Source organism: Xanthomonas sp. WHRI 1810A, assembly GCF_040202885.1.
Classification (GTDB): Bacteria; Pseudomonadota; Gammaproteobacteria; order Pseudomonadales; family Pseudomonadaceae; genus Aquipseudomonas.
The window spans coordinates 71,435-87,925 of the sequence record NZ_JBEGED010000017.1; the positions used below are offsets into that span (position 1 = coordinate 71,435).

13 protein-coding genes and 1 pseudogene are annotated in these 16,491 nt (G+C 60.4%); 7 read left to right on the forward strand and 7 right to left on the reverse strand.

Translation table 11 applies throughout. The features are described 5' to 3' along the window. Positions 1 to 14 precede the first annotated feature (14 nt). The 3 genes and pseudogenes from ABQX22_RS21925 to trxA form a co-directional block, all read right to left on the reverse strand. Positions 15 to 1,970, reverse strand: coding sequence for an acyltransferase family protein (locus tag ABQX22_RS21925; protein WP_349801962.1), 1,956 nt, complete (start codon positions 1,968 to 1,970; stop codon positions 15 to 17). A gap of 102 nt (positions 1,971 to 2,072) precedes the next feature. After that, a pseudogene (rho, locus tag ABQX22_RS21930) lies at positions 2,073 to 3,329 on the reverse strand (transcription termination factor Rho); the annotation flags it as partial. Positions 3,330 to 3,561: 232 nt separating this feature from the next. Beyond that, positions 3,562 to 3,891, reverse strand: coding sequence for a thioredoxin TrxA (gene trxA / locus ABQX22_RS21935; RefSeq protein ID WP_349801963.1), 330 nt, complete (start codon positions 3,889 to 3,891; stop codon positions 3,562 to 3,564). A gap of 383 nt (positions 3,892 to 4,274) precedes the next feature. Between trxA and ABQX22_RS21940 the strand changes: the two genes are divergently transcribed. The 5 genes from ABQX22_RS21940 to ppx all read left to right on the forward strand — a co-directional run bounded on the left by ABQX22_RS21940 (position 4,275) and on the right by ppx (position 8,891). Beyond that, positions 4,275 to 5,060 carry a transporter substrate-binding domain-containing protein gene (locus ABQX22_RS21940; protein ID WP_349801964.1) on the forward strand — a complete coding sequence of 262 codons (786 nt, stop codon included), beginning with the start codon at positions 4,275 to 4,277 and terminating at the stop codon, positions 5,058 to 5,060. A gap of 39 nt (positions 5,061 to 5,099) precedes the next feature. Further along, on the forward strand, positions 5,100 to 5,765 hold the full coding sequence (locus ABQX22_RS21945) for an amino acid ABC transporter permease (RefSeq protein WP_349801965.1): 666 nt from the start codon (positions 5,100 to 5,102) through the stop codon (positions 5,763 to 5,765). Further along, positions 5,765 to 6,415, forward strand: coding sequence for an amino acid ABC transporter permease (locus tag ABQX22_RS21950; protein ID WP_349801966.1), 651 nt, complete (start codon positions 5,765 to 5,767; stop codon positions 6,413 to 6,415). The genes ABQX22_RS21945 and ABQX22_RS21950 overlap by 1 nt, the downstream gene beginning before the upstream one ends. Beyond that, entirely contained in the window at positions 6,402 to 7,133 is a 732-nt protein-coding gene (locus tag ABQX22_RS21955; RefSeq protein ID WP_349801967.1) for an amino acid ABC transporter ATP-binding protein, read from the forward strand. The genes ABQX22_RS21950 and ABQX22_RS21955 overlap by 14 nt, the downstream gene beginning before the upstream one ends. A gap of 255 nt (positions 7,134 to 7,388) precedes the next feature. After that, a complete protein-coding gene (gene ppx, locus ABQX22_RS21960) occupies positions 7,389 to 8,891 on the forward strand; it encodes an exopolyphosphatase (RefSeq protein WP_349801968.1) in 1,503 nt (500 codons plus the stop codon). Here ppx and ppk1 read toward each other — a convergent pair. Next, complete coding sequence (gene ppk1, locus ABQX22_RS21965) at positions 8,878 to 11,088, reverse strand: polyphosphate kinase 1 (protein ID WP_349801969.1); 2,211 nt, start codon at positions 11,086 to 11,088, stop codon at positions 8,878 to 8,880. The genes ppx and ppk1 overlap by 14 nt on opposite strands. A 534-nt stretch (positions 11,089 to 11,622) precedes the next feature. On the opposite strand from ppk1, the gene ABQX22_RS21970 reads away from it, so the two are divergent. Further along, positions 11,623 to 12,237, forward strand: coding sequence for a DedA family protein (locus ABQX22_RS21970; protein WP_349801970.1), 615 nt, complete (start codon positions 11,623 to 11,625; stop codon positions 12,235 to 12,237). A 100-nt stretch (positions 12,238 to 12,337) separates the two neighbouring features. Continuing rightward, entirely contained in the window at positions 12,338 to 13,006 is a 669-nt protein-coding gene (gene elbB / locus ABQX22_RS21975) for an isoprenoid biosynthesis glyoxalase ElbB (RefSeq protein WP_349801971.1), read from the forward strand. A gap of 21 nt (positions 13,007 to 13,027) precedes the next feature. Here the strand turns inward: elbB and ABQX22_RS21980 are convergent, their stop codons facing one another. The 3 genes from ABQX22_RS21980 to ABQX22_RS21990 form a co-directional block, all read right to left on the reverse strand. Continuing rightward, the gene (locus ABQX22_RS21980; RefSeq protein WP_349801972.1) at positions 13,028 to 13,474 is read right to left on the reverse strand and encodes an NfeD family protein; all 447 of its coding nucleotides are present in this window, start codon (positions 13,472 to 13,474) and stop codon (positions 13,028 to 13,030) included. A gap of 10 nt (positions 13,475 to 13,484) precedes the next feature. Next, positions 13,485 to 14,423: an SPFH domain-containing protein gene (locus ABQX22_RS21985; protein ID WP_349801973.1), complete on the reverse strand. Its 939-nt coding sequence runs from the start codon at positions 14,421 to 14,423 to the stop codon at positions 13,485 to 13,487. Positions 14,424 to 14,636: 213 nt separating this feature from the next. Then, positions 14,637 to 16,421, reverse strand: a complete 1,785-nt coding sequence (locus ABQX22_RS21990) for a GspE/PulE family protein (RefSeq protein ID WP_349801974.1) — start codon at positions 16,419 to 16,421, stop codon at positions 14,637 to 14,639. Positions 16,422 to 16,491: the final 70 nt, after the last annotated feature.

Genomic DNA, 16,491 nt, shown 5'->3' on the forward strand with positions numbered 1-16,491 from the left:
CTCGATTGCTCGCCTTATCTGGCGTTTTCGCTGAGGAAAATCGGTGCCAGCAGCGGCTTCATGCGTTCCCCACCCTGGTCGGAGAGGTGGTTTTCATCCATGTATTGGGAAAAGCCGTCGAACTCGGCGTGACAAATTCCCCCGCTGCACATCAGCGACGCAGGATCGACCACGCGGACCTGCGGATCGCTGCCGCTCAAACGCTCAAACAGGCCATCGAGAAACCGCTGGCGCGCTCGATGGTCGGCGATCGGACGCCCGACGTCCGCGGCGTTGCGACCAATCATCGCCAGGCTGCTCAGTCGCGCGACAGTGCCTTGGCGTTGCAACGGGACCTCCTTGAAAATCCACACCCGCGCGCCTGCAGCCCGCAGGCTGGCGATCATGTCAGTCAATTCTTTCGCCACTTTCTGCTCCGCGACGGCCCGTGAGTCGTTGCGATAAAGCACGTGCTGCATGTCGCCGTCTTCTTCGCCGTACAGGTACAGGCTCCAACGAACGGCCAGCACCACATCGCGGATGTGCTGCTGTCGCACGGTTTCCAGCGTCAGTGCATTGAAGTCCTGGCACTGCTGACGCACTTCGTGGCCGAGAATCGGCAGGCAGCCCGACAGGCTCGCCAGCCATACAGGGATTGCGAAGCGTTGAGCGTCGGCTTTGATGGCTGGCAGCAAGGCGGCAGCATGGCTGTCGCCCCACACCAGTTGAACCGGGGGCGTGTTCTCGTCTGTGCCGAAACGGCAGACTTTGCTCAAGTCCGGGCTTCCACGTTGCAGCAGGCAATCCATCTGGCCCATTTTCCAGTCCCGCGCCTGAGCGTATTGCATGGCCTGCCCGGACAGCCGGCCAGGCACTCCGTCGGCCTCGCGAATCACCTGCCCCGCGCCTGCGACCATCAGCATGGCAACCAGGCCGCCCACCAGCACCGGTTTGCGACCGGCCAGCCAGCGTTTTTCCCGAAACGGCCGTTCAACGAAACGCCAGCTCAGCCACCCGAGCGCCACGCTGAGGGCGACCCACATCAACGCCTCCCTGGGCTGCATGCCGTCAATCGATGCTGCGTTGGCGTAGACGAAGACCGGCCAGTGCCACAGGTACAGCGAGTAGGAAATCAGGCCGACGCCCACCAGCAAGCGGGCGCTCAACAGCCGGCCCACCCACGTGGGTGTCTGACCGTTGGCCCAGATCATGGCCGTCGCGCCCAGCACCGGCAACAACGCGGGCCAGCCCGGGAACGGCGTAGACGGGGTGAACGCAAAGATCGCGACCAGCACCGCAGCCAGGCCCGCGAGACTGACGGCTTGATACACCGCAGGCGCCAATTTGCGCTCGGTCACGGGCAGCACGGCGAGCATCGCGCCGCACAGCAATTCCCACGCACGCATCGGCAGCAGGAAGAATGCCGCGTCCGGCTCACGCTTGATCATCCACACGTTCAGACCGAATGACACCAGCAGCAGAGCAAGCAGCATCAGCCGCCAGTGGCGCAAATAGCGAGTCAGCAACACCATCAGCATCGGAAAGAAGATGTAGTACTGCTCTTCGACCGAGAGCGACCAGGTGTGCAGCAGGGGTTTGAAATCAGACGCCGGGTTGAAGTACCCGTCCTGACGCATGAACAGGATGTTGGACATGAACGTCGCCTGGTAACGCACCGCCCGGCCCAGTTGCGAGTAGTCGCTGGGCGGCATGAGGATCCAGCCCACCGCCAGCGCGGCCAGCAGGACAACACTCAAGGCGGGAATGATGCGTCGGGCCCGACGGGCCCAGAAGTCGACGAAGCTGAAACGGCCCGCGCTGATTTCGCGGAAGATGATCGAGGTGATCAGAAAGCCGGAAATCACGAAAAAGACGTCGACACCGACAAAGCCGCCGCTGACGCCACCCAGGCCGAAGTGAAAAAGAACGACCGGGATCACGGCCAGTGCGCGAAGGCCGTCGATGTCGCGGCGGTTTCCGAACGTGTGCATGACGCTCCTTGTCGCGCTTGTCTCTTAAAGCGCAGATCAAAAAAATGGTGTCCAGAAGGACACCATTCATTTTTAGCAGTTCAGCCGGTTTATTCGCGCGTGTTACTTGCGCTTCATCGACAGGAAGAACTCATCGTTGGTCTTGGTCTGTTTCAGCTTGTCGATCAAGAACTCGATGGCAGCGACTTCATCCATGGGATGCAGCAGCTTGCGCAGAATCCACATGCGTTGCAGCTCGTCGTCGGCTGTCAGCAACTCTTCGCGGCGTGTGCCGGAGCGGTTGATGTTGATGGCCGGGAAGACCCGCTTTTCAGCGATCTTGCGATCCAGAGGCAGTTCCATGTTGCCGGTGCCTTTGAATTCTTCGTAGATCACTTCGTCCATCTTCGAGCCGGTTTCAACCAGCGCGGTGGCGATGATGGTCAGCGAGCCGCCTTCTTCGATGTTCCGCGCGGCGCCGAAGAAACGTTTCGGTTTCTCCAGGGCGTGTGCATCGACACCACCGGTCAGTACCTTGCCGGAGCTCGGGATGACGGTGTTGTAGGCACGGGCCAGACGGGTGATGGAGTCGAGCAGGATGACCACGTCTTTCTTGTGCTCGACCAGGCGCTTGGCCTTCTCGATCACCATTTCGGCGACTTGCACGTGACGGGTTGGCGGCTCATCGAACGTCGAGGCAACCACTTCGCCGCGCACGGTGCGCTGCATTTCGGTCACTTCTTCCGGACGCTCATCGATCAGCAGAACGATCAGGTGCACTTCCGGGTTGTTACGCGTGATGTTCGACGCGATGTTCTGCAGCATGATGGTCTTGCCCGCTTTCGGCGGAGCAACGATCAGACCGCGCTGACCTTTACCGATCGGCGCACACAGGTCGATGACACGGCCGGTGAGGTCTTCGGTGGAACCGTTACCGGCTTCCATCTTCATGCGGATGGTCGGGAACAACGGCGTCAGGTTTTCGAAAAGAATCTTGTTCTTCGCGTTTTCCGGACGGTCGTAGTTGATCGTGTCGACCTTGAGTAGTGCGAAATAACGTTCGCCTTCCTTCGGAGGGCGAATCTTGCCGACGATGGTGTCGCCGGTACGCAGGTTGAAGCGGCGGATCTGGCTGGGCGAGACATAGATGTCATCGGGGCCTGCAAGATACGAGGCATCAGCCGAACGCAGGAATCCGAAGCCGTCCTGGAGAATCTCCAGCACGCCGTCACCAGAGATTTCCTCGCCGCTTTTAGCGTGCTTTTTCAGCAGGGAGAAGATCACATCCTGCTTGCGCGAACGGGCCATATTTTCTATGCCCATCTGTTCGGCCATTTCGAGCAGATCGGTAATAGGCTTTTGCTTGAGTTCAGTCAGGTTCATATAGGAATGACGTAATCATGTATGGAGGGGGAAATTAAGCTTTTGGCTTAATGAGGCCGCGCCGCAGAGAAGGCGACAGGATCGCGTAGTAAATCGAAAGGAGAGCGTCGGCGACGGCTAGCAGGGGGCAACGGAGAAGCCGTTGCGGGGCCGAATGTACCACCTGATTTTCCAAGCGTCTAGTGCGTCGCCCAAAAAAAACCCCGCTGTTTGCGGGGCTTTTACGCCATCAGATGTTGGCGTCGAGGAATGCTTGCAACTGGGACTTGGAGAGTGCGCCGACCTTGGTCGCTGCGACTTCGCCGTCCTTGAACAGCATCAGGGTTGGAATCCCGCGAACGCCGTGCTTGGCAGGTGTTGCCTGGTTTTCATCGATGTTCAGCTTGGCGATGGTCAGCTTGCCTTCGTAGGTGGTGGCGATATCGTCCAGAACCGGTGCAATCATCTTGCAGGGACCACACCACTCAGCCCAGTAATCCACCAACACGGGACCGCTAGCCTTCAGGACATCGGCTTCGAAGCTTGCGTCACTGACGTGTTTGATTAGGTCGTTACTCATGAGAGCTTCTCCGAGGTCGTAGGCAAAAAAACGTGGTCCATCATAGCGGCACCACGGCGCGACAGGAAGTCGGCGTTGATTGTCTCTTGCTATGACCGCGCATCAGTCAGGTAATTGAAGAAACTTCAGTTGGGATGCGACGAACACAATCCACGGGTCTGAAACCGGGAAAATCTACCTGTGCGCCGTTGTGGTTCATAAACCACAACCGCGTGCACCGGGGGCTTTGCCGTGCGCCAAATCAGGGCGTCTCGGCCGCTCACTGTCGGACACGCGCGACTGAATGCTCCATGCCGCCCGGCATCCCTCGTGCACTGCGTTCAATGGCATGGGCTGTGCACTGCTGGTTCAGCACTACCTTTCGATCGACTCGGAGACGTCCCATGACCCAGCGTTACAGCGCTCTGTTTGCCGCCCTGTTTGCCAGCCTGGTACTGATTCAGGCCCCCGCCCACGCCAACGGCCTGGAGGACGTGACCACGCGCGGCACCTTGAAAGTCGCAGTACCGCAGGACTTCCCGCCATTTGGTTCGGTGGGCCCGGACATGAAGCCACGCGGGCTGGACATTGATACCGCGCAGCTCATCGCCGACCGGCTGAAGGTCAAGCTTGAACTCACACCCGTCAACAGCACGAACCGCATTCCGTTTCTGACCACCGGCAAGGTGGACCTGGTGATTTCCAGCCTGGGTAAAAACCCGGATCGGGAAAAAGTCATCGATTTCTCGAATGCCTACGCGCCGTTCTATCTGGCGGTGTTCGGTCCACCTGACGCGGCGATCACCAGCCTGGACGACCTCAAAGGCAAGACCGTCAGCGTCACCCGTGGCGCCATCGAAGACATCGAGCTGACCAAGGTCGCGCCGCCAGAAGTGACCATCAAGCGCTTCGAAGACAACAACTCAACCATCGCGGCTTATCTGGCAGGTCAGACTGACCTGATCGCCAGCGGCAACGTGGTGATGGTCGCGATCAGCGAGAAAAACCCCAAGCGCATCCCGGCCCTGAAAGTGAAGCTCAAGGACTCGCCGGTGTATGTCGGCGTGAACAAAGGTGAGCCTGAGTTGCTGGCCAAAGTGAACGAGATCATCGAAGCGGGCAAGAAAGACGGCGCGCTGGAAAAGAACTCCCAGACCTGGCTCAAACAACCCCTGCCTGCCGATCTTTGATCGCTGCGCTTTAGTTACTGTCTGATCCGGGGCTTCTAAATGGCTTATCACTTCGACTTCATACCGGTGCTGCAGAACGCCGATCTGTTACTGCGCGGAGCCGTGTTCACGCTGGAACTGACGGCCATCGGCACGTTGCTGGGGGTCAGTCTGGGCATCGTCGGCGCCATCGTTCGCGCCTGGAAGATTCAGCCGTTCTCGGCGATTTTCGGGGTGTATGTCGAGCTGATCCGCAATACGCCGTTTCTGGTGCAGCTGTTTTTCATCTTCTTCGGCCTGCCCTCACTCGGCATTCAGATTTCCGAATGGCAGGCCGCGGTCTTGGCGATGGTGATCAACCTGGGGGCCTACTCCACGGAAATCATTCGCGCCGGGATCCAGGCCATTTCCCGTGGCCAGATGGAAGCCTCAGCCGCGCTGGCAATGACCCGTTTTGAAACCTTTCGCCATGTGGTGCTGGTCCCCGCGCTGGGCAAGGTGTGGCCGGCGCTGAGCAGCCAGATCATCATCGTCATGCTGGGCTCGGCGGTCTGTTCGCAGATCGCCACTGAGGAATTGAGCTTTGCCGCCAACTTCATTCAGTCGCGCAACTTCCGCGCCTTCGAGACGTACATCGTCACCACGCTGATCTACCTGTGCATGGCGTTGTTGATCCGTCAGTTGCTGGCCTGGTTTGGCCGTCGCTACATCGCAAGGAGCCGCTGATGTCGGATTTCACGCTGTGGGACATCGTGCGCAACCTGCTTACCGGGCTGCAATGGACGCTGGCGTTATCGCTGGTTGCTTTCATCGGCGGCGGCATCATCGGCATGGTGGTGATGACGATGCGGATCTCGGAGAAGTCCGCGTTTCGCACACTTGCCCGGTGTTACATCGAGCTGTTCCAGGGCACGCCGCTGTTGATGCAGCTTTTTCTGGTGTTTTTCGGTGTTGCGCTCATGGGCGCGGATATCTCGCCGTGGCTGGCGGCCGCGCTGGCATTGACGCTGTTCACCAGCGCATACCTTGCGGAAATCTGGCGCGGCTGCGTCCAGTCCATTTCCCACGGTCAGTGGGAGGCTTCGGCGAGTCTGGCGCTCACGCCCCTTGAGCAACTGCGCCATGTGATCCTGCCCCAGGCGCTGCGCATTGCCGTCGCGCCCACGGTGGGCTTTTCAGTCCAGGTGGTCAAAGGTACTGCGGTGACCTCGATCATCGGTTTTACCGAGCTGACCAAGACCGGGGGCATGCTCGCCAACGCCACCTTTCAGCCGTTCATGGTCTATGGCTTCGTTGCCCTGGGCTACTTCCTGCTTTGCTACCCCTTGTCGCTCAGTGCCCGCTACCTGGAAAGGAGACTGCATGCCTCTGCTTAGAATTTCCGCGCTGCATAAATATTACGGCGACCATCACGTTCTCAAAGGCATCGACCTGACCGTTGAAGAAGGCCAGGTTGTGGCCATCATCGGCCGCAGCGGTTCGGGCAAAAGTACGTTACTGCGCACGCTCAATGGTCTGGAGTCGATCAACGACGGCGTGATTGAAGTCGACGGCGAATACCTTGATGCAGCGCGGGCTGACCTGCGTTCGTTGCGGCAGAAAGTCGGCATGGTGTTCCAGCAGTTCAACCTGTTCCCGCACCTGACGGTTGGCGAAAACGTGATGCTCGCCCCGCAGGTGGTCAAGAAGGTGCCCAAGGCCGAAGCGGTCAGGCTGGCCAAGGCCATGCTGGAGCGCGTGGGGCTGGGCGAGAAGTTCGACGCCTTCCCGGATCGGCTGTCGGGCGGGCAGCAACAGCGCGTGGCCATTGCCCGCGCGTTGGCCATGTCACCGAAAGTACTGCTGTGCGACGAGATCACTTCAGCCCTGGACCCGGAGCTGGTCAATGAAGTGCTCAGCGTGGTGCGCCAACTGGCCAAGGACGGCATGACGCTGATCATGGTGACCCACGAAATGCGCTTTGCCCGCGAGGTGGGCGACAAGCTGGTGTTCATGCACGAAGGCAAGGTGCATGAGGTCGGTGATCCGAAGGAGTTGATGGCCAATCCTAGAACGCCTGAGCTGGCGAATTTCATTGGGTCGGTGGAGGTTTAGCAGTCAGCGCTTTTGATTCTGCCCGGAGGGCGTGGGAGCCTTGCTTGCAGGCGATCGACTGCGCAGCCGTCGTAAATGCGGCAAGTGCGGTGTGACAGTCGTATCACGGTGCCCGGATTTGCTGCCGCTTCGCGGCAAATCGTCGGCAAGCCGGACTCCCACGCCTTCGGCAGAAGCCGGCCCTGCAACAAGCGGTTTGGCGGCAGTGCTGGATCGTGGCACGATGTCGGGGTTATCGACCGAGGCCTTTTTTCCATGCCGCAACCTACAGCCAAAAACCTCTCGCTGATCGCTGCGATCGACTTGGGCTCCAACAGTTTTCACATGGTGGTGGCAAAAGCCAATCAGGGCGAAATCCGCATTCTTGAGCGGTCGGGGGAGAAAGTGCAGCTGGCCGCCGGGATCGACGACGAGCGCCAGCTCAGCGAAGAGTCCATGCAGCGCGGGCTTGATTGCCTCAAGCGCTTTGCCCAACTGATCAACGGCCTGCCACTGGGCGCCGTGCGGATCGTTGGCACCAACGCCCTGCGTGAAGCGCGCAACCGTGGCGAATTCATCCGCCGGGCCGAAGAAATCCTCGGCCACCCCGTTGAAGTCATTTCCGGTCGTGAAGAAGCGCGCCTGATCTACCTCGGCGTCTCCCACACCCTGGCCGACGCCCCTGGCAAGCGCCTGGTGGCCGACATCGGCGGCGGCAGCACTGAATTCATCATCGGCCAGCGCTTTGAGCCGCTGCTGCGCGAAAGCCTGCAGATGGGCTGCGTCAGTTTCACTCAGCGCTACTTCAAGGACGGCAAGATCACACCGGCGCGCTACGCCCAGGCCTACACCGCCGCGCGGCTGGAGATCATGAGCATTGAGCACGCGCTGCACCGGCTGACGTGGGATGAAGCCATCGGCTCGTCCGGCACCATCCGCGCCATTGGTCTGGCACTCAAGGCCAACGGCCACGGGGCCGGCGAGGTCAACGCCGAAGGCCTGGCCTGGCTCAAGCGCAAACTGTTCAAGCTGGGTGATGTGGACAAGATCGATTTCGATGGCCTGAAACCCGACCGTCGCGCCATCTTTCCCGCGGGCCTGGCGATCCTCGAAGCCATCTTCGATGCCCTCGAATTACAGCGCATGGATCACTGCGAAGGCGCGCTGCGTGAGGGTGTGCTGTACGACCTGCTGGGCCGTCATCATCACGAAGACGTCCGCGAGCGGACGTTGAGCTCGCTGATGGATCGCTACCACGTTGACCTGGAGCAAGCCGCTCGCGTTGAAACCAAAGCGTTGCATGCGCTGGAGCAGGTCGCCAAGGCCTGGGATCTGGAAGACGACAGCTACCGCGAGCTGCTGAGTTGGGCGGCGAAGGTTCACGAGGTCGGGCTGGACATCGCGCACTACCACTACCACAAGCACGGCGCGTACCTGATCGAGCACTCTGATCTGGCGGGTTTCTCTCGTGAAGACCAGCAAATGCTCGCGCTGCTGGTGCGCGGTCATCGTCGAAACATCCCCAAGGACAAGTTCGCAGAGTTCGGCGATGAAGGCGTGAAACTGATTCGACTGTGCGTACTGTTGCGCTTCGCGATCCTGTTCCATCACATCCGCGGCACCCAAGAGATGCCGCAGCCTGTGCTGACCGCCAATGGCAACAGCCTGGACGTGCTGTTCCCGGATGGCTGGCTGGAGAACAACCAGCTGACTCAAGCCGACTTCGGGCAGGAAGCCGATTGGCTGACCCGAGTCGGCATCACCCTTACTTTACGCTGAGGACCGGATTGCTCAGGCGCTCCAGCAGGGTGTCCTGGGCGCTTCGAGCGTTCTGGTTGCCGGTCGGCGTGCTGCGCACGTAGCGGCCGTCAGCCTGCAGCAACCAGCTGTGGGTGTTGTCCGTCAGATACACCTCCAGCTCCTTCTTGACCCGCAGAATCAATTTCTTGCCCTCGACCGGGAAGCAGGCCTCGACCCGCTTGTCCAGGTTGCGCTCCATCCAGTCGGCGCTGGACAGGAACATCTGTTCGTCGCCGCCGTTGAGGAAGTAGAACACCCGCGTGTGTTCCAGGAAGCGGCCGATGATCGAGCGCACATGGATGTTGTGGGAAACGCCCGCAATGCCGGGGCGCAGGCAGCACATGCCGCGCACGATCAGGTCGATCTTCACGCCGGACTGACTGGCCTTGTACAGCGCGCGGATGATCTTCGGATCGGTCAGCGAGTTGAATTTGGCGATGATGTGCGCCGGCTTGCCTTCCAGGGAAAACTGCGTCTCCCGGGCAATCATGTCGAGCATGCCCTTTTTCAGCGTGAACGGCGCGTGCAGCAGCTTCTTCATGCGCAATGTCTTGCCCATGCCGATCAGCTGGCTGAACAGTTTGCCGACGTCTTCGCACAGTGCGTCGTCAGAGGTCAGCAGGCTGTAGTCGGTGTACAGACGCGCGTTGCCGGCGTGGTAGTTGCCCGTGCCCAAGTGGGCGTAACGAACGATTTCGCCGGCCTCGCGCCGCAGGATCAGCATCATCTTGGCGTGCGTCTTGAACCCCACCACACCGTAAATTACCACGGCACCGGCCGCTTGCAGGCGGCTGGCCAGTTGCAGGTTGGACTCTTCGTCGAAGCGCGCACGCAGCTCGATGACCACCGTGACTTCTTTACCGTTGCGCGCGGCATCCACCAGCGCGTCGACGATTTCCGAGTTGGCACCGCTGCGATACAGCGTTTGACGGACGGCCAACACGTGCGGGTCTTTCGCCGCCTGGCGCAACAGATCCACCACAGGCGTGAACGATTCATACGGGTGCAGCAGCAGGATGTCCTGGCGGCTGATCACCGTGAAAATGTTTTCGCTGTTCTGCAGCAGCTTGGGAATAGCCGGCGTGAAGGGCAGGTATTGCAGCTCGGGGTGGCTGTCCAGACCGGTGATGCTGAACAGACGGGTCAGGTTCACCGGGCCATTGACCTGATACAGCTCGGTCTCGCTCAGGTTGAACTGCTTGAGCAGGTAGTCCGACAGCTGTTTGGGGCAGGTATCGGCCACTTCCAGGCGCACCGCATCGCCGTAACGACGGGAGAACAGTTCGCCACGCAGCGCGCGGGCCAGGTCTTCGACGTCTTCGGAGTCCAGCGCCAGGTCAGCGTTACGCGTCAGGCGGAACTGGTAGCAGCCCTTGACCTTCATGCCCTGGAACAGATCATCCGCGTGGGCGTGGATCATCGAGGACAGGAACACATAGTTGTCGCCAGGACCGCCCACGTCTTCGGGCACCTTGATGATTCGCGGCAGCAGGCGTGGCGCCGGAATGATCGCCAGGCCCGAATCGCGACCGAAGGCGTCGATGCCCTCGAGTTCAACGATGAAGTTCAGGCTCTTGTTCACCAGCAACGGGAAGGGGTGCGTCGGGTCCAGGCCGATCGGGGTGATGATCGGCGCGATCTCGTCCCTGAAATAACGGCGGACCCAGGCTTTGATCTTGGCGTTCCAGTTACGACGACGAATGAAGCGGACCTGATGTTTTTCCAGTTCCGGCAGCAGGATGTCGTTGAGGATGGCGTACTGCCGGTCGACGTGACCGTGCACCAATTCGCTGATGCGGGCCAAGGCCTGATGCGGTTGCAGGCCGTCGGCGCCTGCCTGTTCGCGGGCAAACGTGATCTGCTTCTTGAGACCGGCCACACGAATTTCGAAAAACTCATCCAGGTTACTGGAGAAGATCAGCAGGAACTTCAAGCGTTCCAGCAAGGGGTAGGATTCATCCAGCGCCTGCTCCAGCACCCGGATGTTGAACTGCAGCTGGGACAGCTCGCGGTGAATGTAAAGGCTGCTGTCATCCAGGTTGGGAATGATGATGGCCGGGACGACCGGATGATGGGGCTCCAGGGCCGGTACGATTTCAATCGTCGGTTCGACCACGGGCGCTATCTCCTGAGCGTCGATCTCGACGGTGACTTCGGTGAGTCCTTCGGTATTCATGAATGATCCTGTGAGGCAAGTGCTCTTTGACAGTTGGGCTGCGCGTGCGGCGATATAACTGAGACGCCGTCCGTGCCAGCGCGTTCGAAGTGGTGAGGACTTGATGAAAAGTGCCCTCACTGAGCCACCCATTCTGATTCGCGGCCCTGTACTTCGTTTGTGCACCGCTGATCGGTTCGCGACGATCGGTGTTTTGATCGGCCTTAACGATGAAGACGCCAGGGCAGGGGCGACAGTCACGCGGCACGTGCGGAGTCACGCGCCTGACCGGTTACCGACCCCGGCCGTGCGGTCGCGGACAGCAGCCGACGTACTGTAAACCTGTGCGGGCGGACAAGCGCGACAGTTATAGGCTGCCATTATGAACAACGTGTGACAGTTCGTGTTTTGCGGGGCGCGCCGACGGGCAGTGACGGCTTCTGGAGGAATTATCCATCGACCTTGTAGGAATCTTAACGCCGAGACACATTTCCACACTTTCCTGAATGTCTTGGGCGAGTTAGGCTGCGCGTTCATTTCGCCAGCACCCATATGATGCTCCAGCATTTTCTACAAGAATTTGGCTACTTCGCCCTCTTCCTCGGGACCTTCTTTGAAGGTGAGACCATTCTGGTGCTTGCCGGCTTCCTTGCGTTCCGCGGATACATGGACATCAACCTGGTGGTGGTCGTCGCCTTCTTCGGCAGCTACGCCGGCGATCAGCTGTGGTACTTCATGGGCCGCAAGCACGGCCGCAAGCTGCTGGCGCGCAAACCGCGATGGCAGTTGATGGGTGATCGGGCGCTGGAGCACATTCGTCGCCATCCGGATATCTGGGTGCTGAGCTTTCGGTTTGTCTACGGCTTGCGAACGGTGATGCCAGTCGCCATCGGGCTGTCGGGCTACCCGCCGGGACGCTATTTGTTGCTCAACGGTATTGGCGCGGCGGTCTGGGCGTCTGCGCTGGGCGCTGCCGCCTATCACTTCGGCGCCGTGCTTGAAGGTTTGCTGGGCAACGTCAAAAAATACGAACTGTGGGTGCTCGGCGCCTTGCTGGTGCTGGGTGTCGGCCTGTGGGTGCGCCGTCGCTTGAAGAATGCGCGTATCGCCCGACAAGCCCGGCTGGCCGCTCCGGCCCCCGTCGAAGTCAAACACCGTCCAGACGAGTAACAACCGTCCCGCGCCCTCGCGCACCGACTGCGCAGAACGCGCCATACTGACCCGGAGCGCCCGACCTGACGGTGGCGTATTAACGAAGGGAGTACGCAGCATGACCCAGAAAGTGGCTGTCATTCTTTCCGGCTGTGGTGTCTACGACGGCGCGGAAATCCAGGAAAGCGTGCTTACCCTGTTGCGACTCGATCAACGCGGCGCGCACGTAAAGTGCTTTGCGCCCAACATCCCCCAGCTTCACGTCATCAATCACCTCAATGGCCAAGAGATGCCCGAGACGCGAAACGTACTCACCGAGTCGGCGCGCATCGTGCGGGGCGCCATCGAAGACATTCGCGAAGCCGACATTACTGAATTTGATGCGTTGATCATCCCCGGCGGTTTTGGCGCGGCCAAGAACCTGTCCAACTTTGCTGTCGAGGGGGCGAGCTGCAAAGTCCAGGCAGAGGTGCTGGCCATGGCCGAAGCTTTCGCCGAAGCGGGCAAGCCGATCGGCCTGATTTGTGTGTCGCCGGCACTGGCCGCAAAGATCTACGGCCCCGGTGTTATCTGCACCATCGGCAACGATCCCGATACTGCCGCCAAGATCACTCGGATGGGCGGCCAGCATGAAGACTGCGAAGTCACCGACATCGTCGAAGACAAAGCCCGCAAACTGGTCAGCACCCCGGCTTACATGGTCGCTACCTCCATCAGCGAAGCAGCGTCCGGGATTAACAAGCTGGTGGATCGTGTGCTTGAGCTGGCGCAAGAGAACGACGCCTGAGCGACCGGCCTCACGTCGCGCTTAAACCGCTTCCACCTTCAGGATGGCGCCATCCTGACTCACCACCCGTACCTGACTGCCCACCGGTGCGTCCGGGCCGATCACCATCCATACCCCGTCATTGACCTTGATCTTGCCGCGCCCGGCGGTGATCGCATCTTGAACAGTAAAGGTGCGGCCGATCAGTTCCTGGCCGCGCATGTTCAAGCCCGGCTGGTCCGACTGGCGGATCACCACCCGTTGCCTGCGCCACCAATACACGGCGGTCATGACTGACAGCACCGCGAACAGCAGAAACTGCAGCTCCCACGGCATGCCCGGAACGATGTACGTGAGGATGCCGACGGCCGCCGCAGCGACGCCGATCCACAACAGATAACCGCCTGCGCCGAACACTTCGAGAATCAGCAGCACCGTGCCCAGCGCCAGCCAGTCCCAGAACGACAGGGTTTGCAAGTAATCGAGCATCGCCGTCCCCTCAGGTTTTCGAGGTCGGCGCGGGTGGCGCCGTGCCGAAGGTGGCTTTTACAATCTCGCCGATGCCGCCCACCGCGCCGATGACCTGACTGGCTTCCAGCGGCATGAGGATCACTTTGCTGTTGTTGGCCGAAGCCAGCTGGCCCAATGCATCGATGTATTTCTGTGCGACGAAATAATTGATGGCCTGGACGTTGCCTGTCGCGATAGCTTCGGACACCACCTGGGTCGCCCGGGCTTCTGCTTCGGCCTGGCGCTCGCGGGCTTCGGATTCAAGGAACGCGGCCTGACGACCCCCTTCCGCTTCCAGAATCTGCGCCTGTTTCTTGCCCTCAGCGGTGAGGATGGCCGATGCCCGCAGGCCCTCGGCTTCCAGAATTTGCGCGCGCTTTATCCGCTCGGCTTTCATCTGGCCGGACATGGCTGCCATCAAATCTGCGGGCGGGCTGATGTCCTTGATCTCGATCCGGGTGATCTTGATGCCCCATGGCGCGGTCGCTTCATCGACGGTGCGCAGCAGCTTTTCATTGATGTTGTCACGCTGGCTGAGCATGGCGTCCAGTTCCATGGAGCCGAGCACGGTCCGGATATTGGTCTGCAGCAGGTTGCGCAGCGCGTGTTCCAGGTTGTTAATCTCGTAGGCGGCCTGGGCGGTGTTCACCACCTGGAAGAAGCACACGGCGTCGATCTGCACGGTGGCGTTATCGGCGGTGATGACTTCCTGCGGCGGGATGTCGAGCACGCTCTCCATGACGTTGATCTTGCGCCCGATGCGGTCCATCACGGGCACGATGATGTTCAGGCCCGGCTTGAGGGTGTTGGTGTACCGACCAAATCGTTCGACCGTCCATTGATAACCCTGCGGCACCACCTTGAAGCCCATGAACACGATGGCGATCGCCAGCGCGACAAACAGTAAAACCACACTACCGATTTGCATAACCTTTCCCTGTGGGTTGTTGGGTGGTACGTCTCTGCGAGCGCTGTAATGATTTTCTGTAGGAGCGAATTCATTCGCGAAACGGCGCACGCCTGACGGAGCGCCATCATTGCAGGAGCGCGCTTGCCCGCGAAGGCGGTGTGTCAGTAGACATCTGTTTCGCGAGTAAAACCTTTCGCGGGCAAGCGCGCTCCTACAGGAATAATCGAAGCCTCACCGTTGCTCGCTCTGCGGCGTCACGCGCAGTACTTCTTCAAGCGTAGTCAACCCGGCCGCGACTTTTTGCGCGCCGGACAATCGCAGGCTGCGCATGCCTTCCTTGAAGGCCTGGCGCCGCAGACCGGTGAGGTCCAGGTCCGCCACGATCTGCGACTTTACCGCATCCGACAGCACCATGATCTCGTACACACCGGCGCGGCCCCGGTAGCCCGTGTCACGGCATTCCACGCAACCCACCGCCCGATGCGCGCCTGTCGGCACCGGCGCCTGCCACGGGCGTGTCAGGGTTTGCCAATCGACTTCGTCCAGCTCGATGGGCGCCTTGCAATGCGGACACAGCGTACGCACCAGCCGTTGCGCCATGACCCCCAGAATCGTCGCCTTGAGCAGGTAATGCGGCACACCCAGCTCCAGCAGTCGGCTGATCGCGCTGGGCGCGTCGTTGGTGTGCAGCGTCGACAGTACCAAGTGCCCGGTCAACGCTGCCTGGATCGCCATTTCGGCGGTCTCCAGGTCGCGGATCTCACCAATCATGATGATGTCCGGGTCTTGTCGCATCAGCGCGCGCACACCACTGGCAAAGGTCAGGTCAATGTTGTGCTGCACCTGCATCTGGTTGAAGGCCGGCTCGACCATCTCGATCGGGTCTTCGATGGTGCACAGGTTGACCTCGGACGTCGCCAGCTTCTTGAGGGTGGTGTACAGCGTGGTGGTTTTGCCGGAACCAGTGGGTCCGGTGACCAGAATGATGCCGTTGGGCTGGCCGGTCATGTCTTGCCAGCGGCGCAGGTCGTCGTTGGAAAAGCCCAACTGGTCGAAGTCCTTGAGCAGCACCTCCGGGTCGAAAATCCGCATCACCATCTTTTCGCCGAACGCCGTCGGCAGCGTGGACAGGCGCAGTTCAACCTCGCCGCCATCGGGTGTCGTGGTCTTGACCCGTCCGTCCTGGGGTTTGCGTTTTTCCGCCACGTTCATCCGGCCCAGGCTTTTCAGGCGACTGACGATGGCCATGTTCACTTGCGAGGGGAATTGATAAACGTTGTGCAGCACGCCGTCGATGCGAAAGCGCACCGTGCCCTGATCGCGACGCGGCTCGATGTGGATATCACTGGCCCGTTGCTGGAAGGCGTACTGAAACAGCCAATCGACAATGTTGACGATGTGCGCATCGTTGGCGTCCGGCTCCTGATCGCTGGCGCCGAGCTTGAGCAACTGCTCGAAGTTACCCAGGTTGCTCAGTTTCTGATCAGTTGTGTTGGCGCCGCTGACGGACTTGGCCAGCCGGTAGAACTCGACCGCCAGGCGCTGAATGTCCACAGGGCTGGAGACGACGCGCTTGATTGGCAGCTTGAGCACGTGGGCCAGGTCGGCTTCCCAGGCAGAAACAAAGGGCTGCGCGCTGGCGATGGTCACCGACTCGCGATCAACCCCGACGGCCAGGATCTTGTGACGCTGGGCAAAAGCGTAAGACATCAGGGGCGTGACGGCAGCGACGTTGATCTTCAGCGGATCGATGCGCAGGTAGGGCTGACCGGCCTGTTCCGCGATCCAGGCAGTCAGGGTTTCCAGGTCGAGCTTTTTGCCGGGCCGCTTGCCGTTATCGAACTGCTGGCCAGCCAGAAATTCCAGCGGATGGGTTTGCGCATTTTGTGCACTGCGCCGAGCGGTCAGCGCGTGTTCGGCGCTGTCCTGATCCAGAAATCCTTGCGCAACCAGATCGCGCAACAGGTCGTTCAGGTCCAGCCAGCGGTCCTGAGATGATGAGGCGAGGACGGACATGCGGGCTCCTTGGGACGAGACGGCTTACTTCGGAAAGCAAGAGTAGTCCCAAGCGTGCCAGTTGTTGCGT

Excerpts from the sequence above, each read along its gene's own strand:
- ABQX22_RS21950 (WP_349801966.1), top strand. The coding sequence starts at position 5,765 with ATGTCGGATTTCACGCTGTGGGACATCGTGCGCAACCTGCTTACCGGG.
- ppx (WP_349801968.1), top strand. The coding sequence starts at position 7,389 with ATGCCGCAACCTACAGCCAAAAACCTCTCGCTGATCGCTGCGATCGAC.
- ABQX22_RS21945 (WP_349801965.1), top strand. The coding sequence starts at position 5,100 with ATGGCTTATCACTTCGACTTCATACCGGTGCTGCAGAACGCCGATCTG.
- elbB (WP_349801971.1), top strand. The coding sequence starts at position 12,338 with ATGACCCAGAAAGTGGCTGTCATTCTTTCCGGCTGTGGTGTCTACGAC.
- ABQX22_RS21940 (WP_349801964.1), top strand. The coding sequence starts at position 4,275 with ATGACCCAGCGTTACAGCGCTCTGTTTGCCGCCCTGTTTGCCAGCCTG.
- trxA (WP_349801963.1), bottom strand. The coding sequence starts at position 3,891 with ATGAGTAACGACCTAATCAAACACGTCAGTGACGCAAGCTTCGAAGCC.
- ABQX22_RS21985 (WP_349801973.1), bottom strand. The coding sequence starts at position 14,423 with ATGCAAATCGGTAGTGTGGTTTTACTGTTTGTCGCGCTGGCGATCGCC.
- ABQX22_RS21925 (WP_349801962.1), bottom strand. The coding sequence starts at position 1,970 with ATGCACACGTTCGGAAACCGCCGCGACATCGACGGCCTTCGCGCACTG.
- ABQX22_RS21980 (WP_349801972.1), bottom strand. The coding sequence starts at position 13,474 with ATGCTCGATTACTTGCAAACCCTGTCGTTCTGGGACTGGCTGGCGCTG.
- ppk1 (WP_349801969.1), bottom strand. The coding sequence starts at position 11,088 with ATGAATACCGAAGGACTCACCGAAGTCACCGTCGAGATCGACGCTCAG.
- ABQX22_RS21955 (WP_349801967.1), top strand. The coding sequence starts at position 6,402 with ATGCCTCTGCTTAGAATTTCCGCGCTGCATAAATATTACGGCGACCAT.
- ABQX22_RS21990 (WP_349801974.1), bottom strand. The coding sequence starts at position 16,421 with ATGTCCGTCCTCGCCTCATCATCTCAGGACCGCTGGCTGGACCTGAAC.
- ABQX22_RS21970 (WP_349801970.1), top strand. The coding sequence starts at position 11,623 with ATGCTCCAGCATTTTCTACAAGAATTTGGCTACTTCGCCCTCTTCCTC.